Source organism: Streptomyces sp. NPDC050422 (genome assembly GCF_044458665.1).
GTDB lineage: Bacteria > Actinomycetota > Actinomycetes > Streptomycetales > Streptomycetaceae > Streptomyces.
Genome location: NZ_JBITIE010000013.1, coordinates 24,939 through 39,717 on the forward strand (window position 1 = coordinate 24,939; position 14,779 = coordinate 39,717).

The 14,779-nt window shown below is 71.1% G+C and carries 10 protein-coding genes and 1 riboswitch; of the genes, 5 read left to right on the forward strand and 5 right to left on the reverse strand.

Annotated elements, in window-relative coordinates:
• Positions 1–80 precede the first annotated feature (80 nt).
• A riboswitch (SAM riboswitch) is annotated at positions 81–190 on the forward strand.
• Between the two features lie 47 nt (positions 191–237).
• The 5 genes from ACIBJG_RS21445 to ACIBJG_RS21465 all read left to right on the forward strand — a co-directional run bounded on the left by ACIBJG_RS21445 (position 238) and on the right by ACIBJG_RS21465 (position 5,815).
• On the forward strand, positions 238–672 hold the full coding sequence (locus ACIBJG_RS21445; protein WP_399309419.1) for a hypothetical protein: 435 nt from the start codon (positions 238–240) through the stop codon (positions 670–672).
• Between the two features lie 204 nt (positions 673–876).
• Positions 877–2,172, forward strand: coding sequence for a cytochrome P450 (locus tag ACIBJG_RS21450; protein ID WP_399309421.1), 1,296 nt, complete (start codon positions 877–879; stop codon positions 2,170–2,172).
• Positions 2,169–3,425, forward strand: a complete 1,257-nt coding sequence (locus ACIBJG_RS21455; RefSeq protein WP_399309423.1) for a cytochrome P450 — start codon at positions 2,169–2,171, stop codon at positions 3,423–3,425. Before ACIBJG_RS21450 ends, ACIBJG_RS21455 begins: the two co-directional genes overlap by 4 nt.
• Before the next feature lie 36 nt (positions 3,426–3,461).
• Complete coding sequence (locus tag ACIBJG_RS21460; RefSeq protein ID WP_399309425.1) at positions 3,462–4,343, forward strand: TIGR03854 family LLM class F420-dependent oxidoreductase; 882 nt, start codon at positions 3,462–3,464, stop codon at positions 4,341–4,343.
• 464 nt (positions 4,344–4,807) lie between these two features.
• Positions 4,808–5,815, forward strand: coding sequence for a LacI family DNA-binding transcriptional regulator (locus ACIBJG_RS21465; protein ID WP_399309427.1), 1,008 nt, complete (start codon positions 4,808–4,810; stop codon positions 5,813–5,815).
• A 185-nt stretch (positions 5,816–6,000) separates the two neighbouring features.
• Here the strand turns inward: ACIBJG_RS21465 and ACIBJG_RS21470 are convergent, their stop codons facing one another.
• The 5 genes from ACIBJG_RS21470 to ACIBJG_RS21490 all read right to left on the reverse strand — a co-directional run bounded on the left by ACIBJG_RS21470 (position 6,001) and on the right by ACIBJG_RS21490 (position 14,679).
• Positions 6,001–8,253: a glycosyl hydrolase family 95 catalytic domain-containing protein gene (locus ACIBJG_RS21470; RefSeq protein WP_399309429.1), complete on the reverse strand. Its 2,253-nt coding sequence runs from the start codon at positions 8,251–8,253 to the stop codon at positions 6,001–6,003.
• Positions 8,250–10,226, reverse strand: a complete 1,977-nt coding sequence (locus tag ACIBJG_RS21475; protein ID WP_399309431.1) for a beta-galactosidase — start codon at positions 10,224–10,226, stop codon at positions 8,250–8,252. The genes ACIBJG_RS21470 and ACIBJG_RS21475 overlap by 4 nt, the downstream gene beginning before the upstream one ends.
• A gap of 15 nt (positions 10,227–10,241) precedes the next feature.
• Positions 10,242–12,488 carry a 1,4-beta-glucanase gene (locus ACIBJG_RS21480; RefSeq protein ID WP_399309433.1) on the reverse strand — a complete coding sequence of 749 codons (2,247 nt, stop codon included), beginning with the start codon at positions 12,486–12,488 and terminating at the stop codon, positions 10,242–10,244.
• A 98-nt stretch (positions 12,489–12,586) separates the two neighbouring features.
• Positions 12,587–13,558 (reverse strand): carbohydrate ABC transporter permease, encoded by a 972-nt coding sequence (locus ACIBJG_RS21485; protein WP_399309435.1) that lies wholly within the window; start codon positions 13,556–13,558, stop codon positions 12,587–12,589.
• Positions 13,555–14,679 carry an ABC transporter permease gene (locus tag ACIBJG_RS21490; RefSeq protein WP_399309437.1) on the reverse strand — a complete coding sequence of 375 codons (1,125 nt, stop codon included), beginning with the start codon at positions 14,677–14,679 and terminating at the stop codon, positions 13,555–13,557. Before ACIBJG_RS21490 ends, ACIBJG_RS21485 begins: the two co-directional genes overlap by 4 nt.
• Between the last annotated feature and the right edge of the window lie 100 nt (positions 14,680–14,779).

The following is a 14,779-nucleotide window of genomic DNA, read 5'->3' on the forward strand; positions in this document are numbered from 1 at the left end:
GGCGGTGTCCGTGCGTGGGCGCCACTCGCCCCTGACCGCCCGTCGGGTCGTGCGGTGTGCGTGAGTTAGAGTCTTGTTCGGGTCATGAGTTCCAGTGCACAGCCCCGGCTTGCTGGACGGCACCCCGCTCCGCTGCGGGTGCTCCGGGTGACGACCTGCCCCGTGCGAAGGGTACGGGGAACAGCGGACCGCGGTGCAGGGCATCCGGGGTCCACACCCCGGAAGGCGAACCTCACCATGCTGCGTCATCTCACCCAGAACGACTCCGTGCGGAGCGACGACTGCTCCCGTTACGCCGCGGGTCACCGCGTGCATTGGATCCACGCCAAGAAGTGCCGCCAGGAGCCGGGGCAGGCCGTCGAGATCCTGCTCACCTCCGGGGACGTCCGCGACGACGGGTGGGTCGAACTGCGGGCCGCCTTCGACTACGCGGGCGGCCTCCCCGCAGTGTGGACGCACGCTCCCGGAGCGTTGCGGGAGACCCTCGCCGGCCACCGCGGGCGGGTGTACTGGCTGGCGCGCTGGCATGCGTTGAAGCTCGTGCACGGCGACGGCGACGGTGGGGGAGCCGGTGCCAGGGCCGGGGGTGCTGCCGGGCTGGTCAACGTCGGGCTGGAGGGCGGCGAGCTGTGCGAGGGCGCCTGTGCCGGGGGGCGTGCCTCTCTGGCGTAGTCCGTCCCGTCGCGGCCGCTCGGTGAGCTCGTGCGGTACATCGCGATGCTCAGTAATTGTGCTGAGATGTCGTCCTGTTGTTCCGTTCATGGCGTGGGATTGATCGCTGTTGACCGTTCCGAGGTCACACAAAATCCTTATAGTGAACATGCGTTGATCGCATGATCTTGACGCGTTCAGCTGTCGCCACAGGAGTCAGGACTCATGACGCGCCCTTCTTCCACAGAGCCCGCGCCGCCCTCTCCTTCTCCGCCCCCCGACTGTCCGGCTCACGCCGGTGCCGTGCCGCTCGGTGGGCCCGGGTTCCAGACCGAACCGCAGGCCGTGTACCGCGCCATGCGGCGTGATCACGGGCCCGTCGTCCCCGTGGAGCTGCCGGGCGGCTTCCCCGCCTGGCTGGTCATCGGGTACCGGGAGCTCCACCAAGTCACCAGCGACGGCGAGCTGTTCCCGCGCGACGTCGGACTGTGGAACCAGTGGCCCCATATCCCCGACGACTGGCCCCTGCTGCCGATGGTGGGGCGACCCCTGCCCTCCATCTACTTCAGCGCGGGGGAGGAACACCGACGGCACGCGCGCATGGTCGGACCGGCCCTCGAAGGTGCTGACCCGTTCGAAATCCGCAGCCACTGCGAGCAGTTGGCGGACCGGCTGATCGACGACGTGTGCAGCCGTGGCACGGCCGATCTCGTCGCCGACTTCTGCGAGCCCCTCCCCGTACTCGTCCTCGCCCGTCTGGTCGGGTTCCCCGACGACGAAGGCGCCGACATCGCCCAGGTGTTGAAGGACCTCGCCGACGGCGGCCCCGACGCGCAGAGCGCCCATCTGCGGTTCGGGGAACACATGGCCCGGCTGGTGGCCGCGAAGCGGGCCGTGCCGGGGGACGACGTGACCTCCCGCATGCTCGCCTTCCCCGAGGCGTTCACCGACGAGGAGTACATGCTCGACCTGATGGCCATCACGGCCGCCGGGCACCTCACCACCGCAGACTGGGTCAGCAACTCCCTGCGGCTGATGCTCACCGAGGACGCGTTCGCCGACTCCATGGCCCGAGGCCGGCGGAGCATCGGCGAGGCCATGAACGAGGTGCTGTGGGAGGACACGCCCACCCAGATCCTCGCCGGCCGCTGGGCCGTCCGGGACACCCAGCTCGGCGGGCAGCGGATCAAGGCCGGGGACATGCTGCTGCTCGGGCTCGGCGCCGCCAACACCGACCCGCTGATCCGACAGGGCCTGTCCGGCACCGGAGCGCCCGCGCAGGGCGGCAACGGCGCCCATCTCGCTTTCAGTCACGGCGAGTACCGGTGCCCGTTCCCGGCCCAGGAGATCGCCGAGATCATCGCCCGTACCGGCATCGAGGTCCTGCTCGACCGGCTGCCCGATCTCCAGCTCGCCGTCCCCGTCGACGATCTCGAACGACGGCCCTCCGCGTTTCTGCGTGGCACCACCTCGCTCCCCGTTCGGTTCACCCCCGTTCGTACGACAGGAGACCTCTCGTGAACTGCCCCCACGCCGCCGCCCAGGCAGCAGCCAAGAACGGCGGGACCGTCGTCATCGACCCGATGGTCCAGGACCTGGACGGTGAGACGACGCGCCTGCGCGATGCCGGTCCGCTGGCCCGGATCGAGCTGCTCGGCGTACCGGCCTGGGCCCTCACGCGGCATGCCGACGCGCGGCAACTCCTGCTCGATTCACGGCTCGTGAAGGACCTCAACGCCTGGAGCCTGTGGCAGAAGGGCGAGGTGACGCACGAGTGGCCGCTCATCGGGATGATCGACGCCGGCCGCTCCATGTTCACCGTCGACGGCGACGAGCACCGGCGGCTGCGGACCAAGACCTCCCAGGCGCTCACGCCCCGCCGGCTGGAGGCGATACGCCCCGACATCGAGAAGTTCACCGAGGAACTGCTTGACGCGCTGGCCGAGGGCGGCAAGGACGGGGCGGTCGTCGACCTCAAGTCCGTGTTCGCGCAGCCGCTGCCCATGCGGGTCGTCGGCATGCTCATGGGGGTCGACCCCGCCTCGAACGCCATGCTGACCCGTCAGTACAAGGCCTTCTTCTCGATGCTCACCCCGCAGGACGAACGCCTGGCCCTCCTCGCCGACCTGGACGTCTTCTACGCCGGGCTCGTACGCGAGAAGACCGCGCAGCCGACCGACGACCTGACCTCCGCGCTCATCCTCGCCGACGAGGGCGGCGAGCCGCTGACCGAGGAAGAGGTGATCGGCAACCTCAAGGCGATGGTCGCGGCCGGGCACGAGACCACGATCGGGCTCATTCTCAATGCCGTACGCGCCCTGCTGGCGCACCCCGACCAGTTGCGGATGGTCCTCGACGGGGAGGTCTCCTGGGAGACCGTGATCGAGGAGACGCTGCGGTGGGACACCCCGACCACCCACCTGCTGATGCGCTTCGCCACTGAGGACATCCAGGTGGGTGACGGTGTCATCGCCAAGGGCGAGGGCGTGGTCATCTCCTACCGGGTGATCGGCCGTGACCCCAAGCAGCACGGTTCCGACGCCGACGCGTTCGACATCACCCGTACCACCCCCATCCGGCACATCACCTTCGGCCACGGTCCGCACATCTGCCCCGGTGCGGCGCTCTCCCGTGTCGAGGCGGGGATCGCCCTGCCGGCGCTCTTCGGGCGCTTCCCGGAACTGCGGCTCGCGGTGCCGGACGCCGACATCCGCAAGCTTCCCGTGATGACGCAGAACGACATGGAGGCCTTTCCCGTTCTACTCAACGCCTGAATCCGATCGGCAGGCGGCGCGCGTAGTGTGGTCGTCATGAAGATCCGCTTCGGAGTCGGGCTCGGTGCAGGTTCGTTGTTGTCGGATTTCAGCCGGATCGTCGACCGACTCGAAGACGACGGTGTCGATTCGCTCTGGCTGTCCGAGCACATCTACTCGGAGGCAGTGGACCCCTTCGTCGGCATGGCCCACGCCCTGTCGAGGACGACCCGGCTCAAGGTCGGTACGTCGGTCGCGGTGCTCCCGGGGCGGCATCCGGTCCTGGTCGCCAAGCAGTTGGCGTCCCTGGCCGGGCTCTCGTCCCGGCGCGTGCTCCCGGTGTTCGGGCTCCAGCCCGCCCGGACCGGCGAGCGCGAGCTGTTCCCCGCACCCGAGGGACGGCGCGGGGCGCTGTTCGACGAGTCCCTGGAGCTGCTGCGGGCCTCGCTCAGCGACGAAGTCGTAGGGTTCGAAGGGGAGTTCCTCAGGGTCGATGCCGCGCGGATCGGGCCGCTGCCCGACAAGCCCCTGGACATCTGGCTCGGCGGCAGCGCACCCGCGGGTCTGCGCAGGGTCGGGCGGTACGGGGACGGATGGCTCGGGTCGTTCCTCACGCCCGAAGCGGCGGCTCGGGCCCGCGAGGCGATTCAGGCCGCGGCGGCGGAAGCGGGGCGGGAGATCGAGCCCGACCACTTCGGGATCAGTGTCACCGTGGCGGAGAACGGAATTCCGCAGGAGCTGGCCGAGGTGATTCACCGACGCGCTCCGGAGAGCGACCCACGGGATCTCGTCGCCGATGGGTGGCCGGAACTGCACCGGCTGCTGGACTGCTATACCGAAGCCGGTCTCAGCAAGTTCGTCGTCTATTCCGCAGGGGGCCGGTCCTTCGATTCCTTCCTGGACCGATTCGAGGCGGAACTTCTGCCCCGGCAGAACTGAGAGGGCAACCGGACGGCCGCTATCGCGCTGACTGACTCACTCTGTCTCTTCTGAGGTCCCCTCATGAGCCGTACCACCCGCAGAAGGCCCCTCGTGGTCCTCCCCGGCCGCAGCTCAGCGACGGCGGGGCGGCCGGGCAGGCGGTCGCCGACTGGCTCGGCGGCTGGACCCCGTCGGCGCCCTGAGCCGCTCCACTGCCCCGCTCCCGCCGGTCCCGCTGATGTTCGTAACCGGGTGGCGGGCATATCGTGGCGGGTAGCCGGAACGGCTGCCGCGACACATTGAGTCGAAGCGCTTCGACAGTGGTCTGGACACTCCTTGCAGGCGGGTCTAGGCTCGCATCATCCGTACACGTCATAGGCGAAACGGATGAAGTCGAAGCGCTTCGCCACATCTCACCGGAACTGCCGGTTCAGGCCGGTCTCCGCGCCGCTGTCCGACGACGTCCCTTGATGGAGAGCTGAATGGTCACCCTTGCCGAGGTCGCGCAGCACGCCGGAGTCTCCGCGAGCACGGTGAGCTATGTCCTCAGCGGGAAGCGGTCCATCTCGGTGACCACCCGGGAGCGGGTGGAGCTGAGCATCCAGCAGCTCGGCTACCACCCCAACGCCGGTGCGCGGGCGCTCGCCAGCAGCCGGTCGAACATCATCGCGCTCATGGTGCCTCTGCGCACCGACATGTACGTCCCCGTGATGATGGAGATCGCCATCGCGGTCGCCACCACGGCCCGCACCCACGGCTACGACGTCCTCCTCCTCACCGGCGAGGAGGGGCCCGCGGCGGTGCGGCGCATCGCCGGGAGCTCGCTCGCCGACGCGATGATCCTCATGGACGTCGAGCTCCACGACGAGCGGCTGCCGCTGCTGCGTGACACCGACCGGACCGCCGTGTTCATCGGACTCCCCGCCGCCACCGACGGGCTGACCTGTGTGGACCTCGACTTCGAGGCCACCGGGGCGCTCTGCGTGGAACACCTCGCCGGTCTCGGCCACCGCGAGGTCGCCGTGATCGGCGAGGCGGCCGCGGTGTACGAGCGGCACACCGGATTCGCCGAGCGGACGGTCGACGGCATACGAGCCAAGGCGCAGGAGACCGGCGTGCGTGTGCTGCACCGCCCCTGCGAGGGTGGTTACCCGGCGATGGCGCAGACTCTGTCGCGGATTTTCGACGAGCGCCCCGGCACCACCGGGTTCATCGTGCAGAACGAGTCGGCGGTGGAGCCGCTGCTCAACCTCCTGCGGCAGCAGGGCCGGGCCGTGCCCGAGGACGTGTCCGTGGTCGCGATCTGCCCCGAGCAGGTGGCCTCCCAGGCCTCGGTGCGGCTCACCTCCGTCGCCATCCCCGCGCAGGAGATGGGGCGCCGCTCGGTCGAGCAGGTCGTCGCCAAGCTCTCCGGTCGCGGAACGGACGAAGTCGAGTTGCTGGCACCGGAGTTGACGGTACGGGAGAGCACCGGGCCCGCCCCGCGGTAGCGGACGGCGACAGCGTGGACACGAGCCGGTCCCCGAGCGGGGGCCGGCTTCTTGTGCGTACGGCTCAGCCCGGGGCGGCGGCGAAGCCGATGAGGGCCGCGACCGCCGTTGCCGGGGCCAGAACGAACCTGCTGAGGGTGCGGGTACGTGGTGCCATGGTTGTCCTTCCATGGTGTGGGGGAGCGCTACCGTGGCCCCAGTTCGAGGACGCGGTCCACGCCGGCCGTCAGCTCCAGCGGGGCCGGCGGTGTTCCGGCGGAGGCATCGGTGAAGGTGTGCCCGTCACCCGTGCGGAGGTCGATCCGGGCGTCACGGGCGGGACGGAGCACCGCGGTCGCGGTGCCGTCGGCGAACCAGCGCAGATCCAGCGCGGCGCCGAACCGGGTTCGCACACCGCGTAGTTCGCCGCTCGGGCAGCCGGTCAGGGGTGCGGGCAGCAGGACCAGCCGGTGGGGTGTCGACTGGACGAGCGACTCGATGACCGCCGCGGGCAGTGCGTGGGCGGCGTCCGCGTTGTAGACGTTGCGGGACGGGTAGTGGGCGCTCATCAGCGAGTCGTGGAAGAAGTCGCCCGCCAGTACGGCCTCCAGTGCCGCCGAGACACGTGCGCCGTCCCGCAGTCGTGCGGCGATCAGCGCATGGTGCAGATGGCCGTGGGCGGAGTCGTTCTCCGATCCGCGCAGCTCCAGTGCGCGGTGCGCGGCGGTCGCGAGCTCCGGGGTGTCGTACGGATTGATCGCGTCCAGCGGCCACACCGGGTAGAGGTGGCTGAGGTGGCGGTGGTCGTACGTCTCCTCCAGCCCCGGCCACGCCCACTCGGCGAGCGCGCCGTCCTTGTTGACCCGGTAGGCCGGGAGCCGGTCCGCGAGCGCCCGGCGCCGGGCCGAGGACGCGGAGGTGGGGGAGCGGTCGGCCGACGCGGTGAGCGCGTGACGGGCCGCCGCGAGGTCCATCGTCGCGTTGACCGTCCCCCAGCTCGCGTTGGCCGGCCGGTTCTCCGGCGAGTACGAGGGAACGATCGCCACCGTGCCGTCCGGAGCGGCGCGGGTCAGGAAGTCCTCGTAGAACAGGGCGGTTTCGTGCAGCGCGCCCACGAGCCGGGGGTCCGTCGCCCCGCTCGTCTCGGCGTGCTCGATCAGCGGCTCAAGGAGCCAGTCCGCACCGGCCGTCCACAGGTGTAGCGGGTAGGCGCGCTGGTAGTGGCGGGTGTGGCCGGACTCGCCGTCCGTGTGGGACGGGGCGACGAGGCCCCGTGCACCGAAGAGCGCCCGGGCGTTGTCCCGCCAGTCGGCCAACTGCCCGTACACCAGAGCGGCATGGGCCTGGGACACCTCGGGCAGCGAGGCGGCGGCCGCCGAGGCGATCTGGAGGTTGAGGTTGGCGTTGGTGGTGAACGCCCCGGACCAGGCGGTGTCCCAGTCGCCCGTCCACAGGCCGGTCAGCCGGGGCGGCAGGACGCCGGAGGCCGAGTACAGGTGGTAGCGCCCCGCCGCGAACAGCCGTTCCAGCAGTGCGGGGCTGCTCGGTCGCTGTAGCAACTCGCTGCCCGGCAAAGCGCGTTCGTCCGGATCTGCGTCGAGGGTCAGGGAGGCCCGCCGGAAGGCAGGGGTGTGCAGGGCGCGGTGCCGGGCGAGCAGTGCCGGGTAGTCGTCCTGCGGCAGCGCGGCGCACTCCGCCGCGAGGTCCAGGCTGCCCGCGTGGCGCTGTACCCGGGTGAGGAGCAGGAGGCTCCGGGCCCCCTCGATCCTGATTCCCTCGCCCGCGACGGACACCTTGCCGCCGTCCGCCCGGATCACGGTCACCCCGGTGTAGGCGAGTTCGCTGTCCGGGTAGCCCACCCGCAGCGACAGCCGGCCGCCGCCGGGCGTCAGCACGGTGCTGCGCCCGACGGCCAGGCGCGGCGGGGCGCCCGGCAGCGCGTGGTCCAGGACCAGGTCCACCGCGAGCCCGGGGCCGGTGACGTACTGCACGATCACGTCGTCGGCGCGGGAGACGAAGACCTGACTGTGCCGGCCCTCGCACACGGCCGTGATCTCACCCGTGGTGAAGTCGACCGTACGGCGGTAGCCCGGGGGTGGTTCCGAGCCGTCGGGGACGGGTGACGCGTCGGGGACGGGCCGGATCCTGGTCTGGAACGCCGGGTGGAAGGGCTGCACCCACACCAGCGGCCGCCCCGCCCCGAACGCCTCGGCGGCCGTGGTGTCCCCGGCCAGCAGCGCGCTCTGCAGCCGGTCCAGCCGGCCCGCGAGCTCGGGCGGACGCAGGTGCTCGCTGCCGTTGGGCCGGACGAGGGTGTGGTGGTTGACGATGACCCGGTCGTCGGCCGGGTCCCCGTACACCATCGCCCCGTGCCGGCCGTTGCCGCCGAGGAAGGCGTCCTCCCAGCGGGCGGCGGGGCGCGGCTCCCACGTGCCGTCGATGTGGGTGCGGTCGGTCATGGAGCGGCGCTCCGCAGCACGGCCACGCCGTGGCGGCCCAGCTCCACCCGGTCGACCGCCTTCTCGCCGGTCAGCAGGTCCTCGTGGGTGCCCGGCACGGCCACGGAGACGGTGTCCCGCCCGTGGTGGAGCAGGAAGAGCAGGTCGCCGCGGCGGACCGCCTCCACGCCGTCGGGCAGGCCGGCCAGGACCGGCTCCACGCCGGCCTCCCGGACCACGTCACCGAGCAGCCCGCGCAGCGCCACCGGCGTGGGCAGCGTCGACAGATAGCGGGCCCTGCCCCTGCGCAGCACCGCCGGCAGCCCGGCCAGTTCGCCGTCGCGGTACGCGGCCACCACCTCGGTGCCCTCCGCGGCCTCCAGTTCCTCCGACCACAGGGTGCCGTCGAAGCCGTCACACGCCACGGCCGAGCCCGCGTCCAGCGGCCACCACTCGTGGAGCGTGCGGATCCCGAACAGTTCACGCAGCCGCGCGTCCATGCCGCCCGGCCTGATGCGGTCGTCCAAGTCCGCGATCCCGCTGAAGAAGCCGCAGACCAGCGTCCCGCCGCCCTGCGCGTACGCCACCAGATTGTCGATCGAGGCGTCGCTGAGCAGATACAGATGCGGAACGGCGACGGCCTTGAACCGGCTCAGGTCGGCCTCCGGGCGGGCGAACTCGGTGACCACACCGTTCTCCCACAGGGCCCGGTGCCAGCGCTGCACGACCTCGGTGTAGTCCAGCAGCGAGGACGGCCTGCCCTCCTGTGCGCCCGCCCACCACGCGTCCCAGTCGTGCAGGATCGCCACGTCGGCCGGCACGTCGCTGCCGCCGACGGCCGGGCCGATCGTGGCGAGTTCCGCGCCCAGCCGCTTGACCTCGCGGAAGGTGCGGCCCTGTTCGCCGGCGTGGGTGAGCATCCCGGAGTGGAACTTCTCCGAGCCCTGCCGGGACTGCCGCCACTGGAAGTAGCAGATGGCATCGGCGCCGCGCGCCACGGCCTGCAGTGACCAGAGCCGGTTCAGGCCCTCGGGCTTGGGGTGGTTGACGCCCCGCCAGTTGACCGGACCCGCCGCCTGTTCCATCAGCATCCACGGGCCTGCGGCCTGCGAGCGCGTCATGTCGGCGAGCATCGCGTTGTACTGGCCGCCCTGCGGATCCCTGGGGTCCGGATAGATGTCGACGGAGACGATGTCCTCCTCGGCCGACCAGGCCCAGGCGTCCTGGCCCGACCACAGCGGCATGAAGTTCGTCGTCACCGGAATGCGCGGAGTGTGCCGGGCCACGATGTCGCGCTCCGCGACGTAGCACTCCATGAGCGCGTCGGAGGTGAACCGCTTGAAGTCCAGCACCTGCGCCGGGTTCTTCATGTACTGCGTCTTGCGCGGCGGCAGGATCTCCGTCCAGGAGTCGTAGCGCTGGCTCCAGAACGCCGTCCCCCACGCCTCGTTGAGCGCGTCGACCGTGACGTAACGGGTGCGCAGCCACCGGCGGAAGTGTGCGGCGGTCTCGTCGCACCAGCAGTGGGTGCAGTACTCGTTGTTGATGTGCCACACGGTGAGCGCCGGATGGTCCGCGTACCGCGCCGCGAGGTCCTCGGTGAGGGCCGCGGCGTAGCGCCGGTAGACGGGGGAGCTGGCGCAGAACTGCTGGCGCGAGCCGTACCAGACGACCGAGCCGTCCTCCGTGCGCGGCAGGGTCTCCGGGTGCCGCGCCCCCATCCACGGCGGCGGGGACGCGGTCGGGGTGGCCAGCACGACGCCGATGCCGTGGGCGTGCATCAGGTCCATCAGCCGGTCCAGCCAGCCGAACTCCCTGGCACCTGGGCGTGGTTCGATCTTCGCCCAGGAGAAGACGCCGAGGGTGACGGAGTTGACCCCGGCCTCCTTCATCAGCCGGGCGTCGTCCTCCCACACCTCCTCGGGCCATTGCTCGGGGTTGTAGTCGCCTCCGAAGAGGATGCGGCCACGGGCTGCGTCGCGCAGGGACGGCATGGCGTCTCTTCTTCCTTATTCGGGTTCTGCGTACTGGATGCCGCGGCCGTTGGTGCCCAGATAGACACGGCCGTGGACGCGGGGGTCGCCGGTGATGACTTCGCCGGTCCAGCCCCACTGGTGGGAGTCGTCGTTGATCCGGACCCAGGTGGCACCCGCGTCGTCCGAGCGCAGCACCGCCACGCCGTCGTGCGTCGCGGAGACCCGGCCCGTCTGGAAGACCGCCGGGTAGCCCGCGCCCGGGCGCTTGCGGCCCGTGACCGGCGCGGCCTTGCCGAAGCCCAGGGCGTGCGAGGCCTGGCAGCCGGCCACCGGCGTGAACGTCAGCCCGCCGTCCGTCGAGCGGAACAGTCCGTTGTCCTTCGCGGAGAGCCACAGGTCGCCGCTGCGGCCGGGCGCCGCCGCGATCTTGAACTGCACGTCGCCGGAGGGGAGTCCGGCCGCGCCGCGGGCGAACGTCGCCCCGCCGTCGGCGGAGTGGAAGACCGCTCCGGTGTCCGTGTCGTAGACGTAGAAGCGGCGAGGATCGAGCGGATCGGCGACCGGGGCTCCCCCCTTGGGGAAGGTGGCGATCTCGGTCCAGCTCGCACCGCCGTCGGTGGAGCGGTGGGCCGGGTACTTGGTGCCGTCCCAGTGGACGAACGACCAGAGCAGGACCGCCCCGTCGGCGGAGACCGCGACCGGCCCGGGGGCCGAGGCGGCGATCTCCGGCTGGGCGGCGAACGGCTGCCAGGTGCGGCCGCCGTCGTCCGAGGACGCCCCGGCGGACGTCGAGCCCGAAGGCCAGCCCGTCCGTACGACGTACGAGGGCTTGAGCGTGGCCAGGGCGAGGCCGGTGGCCGTGCCGAAGACCGGGTTCGACGCCATGCCGCGCGAGGGGGAGGCCGTCAGCGAGTCGTGGTACATGACTCCGATGTCGCCCAGGCCGCTCAGGAGGCGGGCGCCCTTTCCGGGCGGGGCGATCAGGAACCGTACCGACGTCTCTTCGAGCCCTCGGATCTCCGGGGCCCAGTGGACGAGGTCGCGGGTGCCGAAGATCGTCGCGCCGGTCCCGTACACGATGTGCCGCGAGTCGAACGGGTCGACGGCCACGGCCTGGATCCACCAGCCGAACTTGGCCGACTCGCCGCCCCAGCGCAGATAGGGGGTCTCCGCGACGTCGAGGACCGCGGTGTCCTTCAGGGAGGTCCAGGTGGCGCCCGCGTCGGTGGAGCGGAACACCGTGTCGATCTGCGACCAGCGGTTGTTGGTCGTGACGACGAGGGTGCCGGCGCGGCGCGCGTCGACCGCGACACCGCCGTACCCGAAGCCGTCACCGGCCGCGGCGTCCGGCTTCACCGGGGTCACCTCGCTCCAGGTGTCCGTCACCGTGTCGAGCCGGTGGACCGACCCGTCGGACTGGCCGCCCGGGCCCGGCGCGTCCGCGTAGGTGACGTACAGCGCCCGGCCGGGGGCGTCGTACGCGGCCCGGACCGGCACCTTCGCCGCCGCGCTCCCGGCCGGCTGCCCGGGTACGGCCTCCCAGCCACCCGAACCGTCCGTCCGGTAGAGCGCGCTGCCTCCGTCGCCCCAGCCCGCGTACACCGCCCGGCCGGCCGCGGCGAGGAACGTCACGCCCTGGCCGCTCGCCGACGCGGTCGCGGGAAAGTCGGCCGGAGCCCAGGTCGCGCCCCGGTCGGTGGAGCGCAGCAGCCCGTCGTGCCGCGTGCCGAGCCAGAGCGTGTCGCTGTCCCGGGGATCCACGAGCAGCCGCTCGCCGGCGCCTCGCCCTTCCTCGTTGGCCCCCAGACGCACCGTCAGGTCGGCCCGCTGCCACGTCGCACCCCGGTCCTCGGAGCGGAGCACCGCACCGGGGCTCGCCCAGGACTGGGCGTACGTGCCGCAGGCCAGGTAGAGGCGGTCCGGGTGCGCCGGGTCGACGGCCAGGGCCTCGATGCCGAGCAGGTTCCAGTCGTCCCAGCCGAGGTGGTCGGTGAGCGGCGTCCAGCGGGCCTTGCGCCCATCCCAGCGGTAGGCGCCGCCGATGTCGGTACGGGCGTAGGCCAGGCCCTTGACCGACGGGTGGAACAGCACGCCGGTGACGAATCCCGTCCCGCCGATCGCGGCGGTCCGCCAGCGGTGGGGCTCGGAGGCGGCGTCCGAGTGGTGCTTCGACGCGGCCGCGGCGGGGCCTGCGGCCGGCAGGGCCACTGAGGCCGCGGCGACGGCAGCTCCCGCGAGCACGGTTCTGCGACTGGGCGTGGGCGAGGAGGAAGCGCGCATGGCGAGAACACCTTCCGGACAAGGGGGAGGGGACGAAAGAGCGGGGGCCGGTCCCGGGAAGCCCGCGAGGCGGCCCCGAGCGGGGGCCGTGCCGCGGATCAGCCCTTCACGGCGCCGGTGAGCATGCCCTTCTGGAAGTGCTTCTGGACGAACGGGGACAGGACGGCGACCGGGATCAGCGCGAGGATCATGACCGCCATCTGCACGGCGAGGCTGTTGATCGCGCCGCTGCTGACCGCCGCGCCCATGGCCCCCGGGGGCACCTGGTGCTGGAGGACCAACTGGCGAAGGATCATCTGCAGCGGGTACTTGTCGCTGTCCTGGATGTAGAGCATCGCGTTGAACCACTGGCTCCAGTAGCCCACCGCGTAGAACAGCGAGATGACGGCGATCACGGCACGCGACAGCGGCATGATGATCTGGAGCAGGATGCGCCACTCGCCGGCGCCGTCGATGCGGGCCGCGTCGATGAGTTCCGGCGCGGTGTCCATGAAGAAGCCGCGCAGCACCAGCACGTTGAAGACGCTGATCGCACTGGGCAGGATCATCGACCAGTAGCTGTCGCTCAGCCCGATGCCCGTGACCAGCAGGTACGTGGGAATGAGGCCGGCGCCGAAGAACATCGTCGCCATCAGGGTCATCAGCAGCGGACGGTGGGCGTACGAGTCGCGGCGGCTGAGCCCGTACGCGCAGAGGATCGAGACGACCATGCTGACCACCGTGCCGACGACCGTGAGGCCGACGCTCACGGCGGCCGCGCGGGTCACCGCGCCACCGCTGAGGAGTTCCTTGTACGCGACGAAGGTGATGCTCTTCGGCCAGACGACCAGGCCGCCCGCGTCGTTGATCGCCTTCGTGTCCGAGAGGCTGGTGACGAGCACCACCCAGATCGGGATGATCACGATCGCGCAGATCGCGACCAGCCCGACCCCCTTGAAGGCGAGACCAGCCTTGGTCGGCTCCTCCTCCCACACGGGCCGGGGTTCCATCCGCAGGGCGCGCTGGAGCGGAGTCTCCGCGCGCGGCGCGGGCTCTGCCGGGTCCTTCTCAAGTTCCAGGAGAGTTGTCATTTCTTGGAGTACACCCCCTGCTCGCCCAGCATGTGGGCGACCTTGTTGGCACCCAGCACCATGGCGACGCTGAACAGTCCCTTGAAGACGCCGGCGGCGGCCGCGTAGCCGAAGTCGCCGGTTTTGATGCCTGTCCACCAGATGTAGGTGTCCAGGATTTCCGAAGCCCCGGAGCCGACCTGATCGCGCTGGAGCAGGATCTGCTCGAAGTCGAGGTTGAGCGCGCTGCCCACCCGCAGGACGAGCAGGAGCGCGATGACCGGACGCAGGGCGGGCAGCGTGACGTGCCACATCCGGCGCCAGCGGCCCGCGCCGTCGACGGCGGCGGCCTCGTACAGATCGGTGTTGACGGCGGCGAGCGCGGCGAGGAAGACGATGACACCCCAGCCGGCGTCCTTCCACACGGCCTGGGCGGAGACCAGGAACTTGAAGAAGCCCGGGTTGGTCATCAGGTCGAAGCCCTCGTGACCGTGGTCGCGCGCCCACTGGGCGACGAGTCCCGCACCGCCGAACATCTGCTGGAACACGGTGACGACGAGCACCCACGAGAAGAAGTGGGGCAGATAGACGACTGCCTGGACCCAGGCCCGGACCCGCGCGCTCATGATCGTGTTGAGGAGCAGCGCGATGGCGATCGGGATGGGGAAGAAGAGGACGAGCTGGGTGACGAAGATGACCAGGGTGTTGATGAGGACTTCCCAGAAGCGGTAGTCCTCGAAGATCCGGGTGAAGTTGTCGAAGCCGACGAAGGGGCTGCCGGTGATGCCCAGGTCATACACGTCGTAGTCCTGGAAGGCCACGATGTTCCCGAGCAACGGGATGTAGTTGAAGATCAGCAACAGCGCGATGGCCGGCAACGTCATGAGCACCAGGGTGCGGTCGCGGTACAGCCGTTGGCGCCAGGTGATGCCGCCGAGCTGCGGTCCGGTTCCCGTTGGCCCGCTCTTCGCCGACCCCTTCTTCGCCTTCTTCGCCGTACGGGGTCCGCGCGTGCCGATCGCGCGGGACCTGTCCGTCCGTGTGCCGCTTCCGTCCCGGCCCTCACTGCCGCCGCCGGCCGGGGCGTCGGCCCCGTCGGAGGTGCGGTCCGGGTCGGTCGTGACCGTGGCCCGTGGCTTCACCGTGTGCTCCCCATGTCGTGCTCTCCGCCCCGGCCGCCGGACTTCGTGCGCCCGGCGGCCCTTGTGCTGTGCTGCGTACGGTTGGTGCGCGTCGTACGCG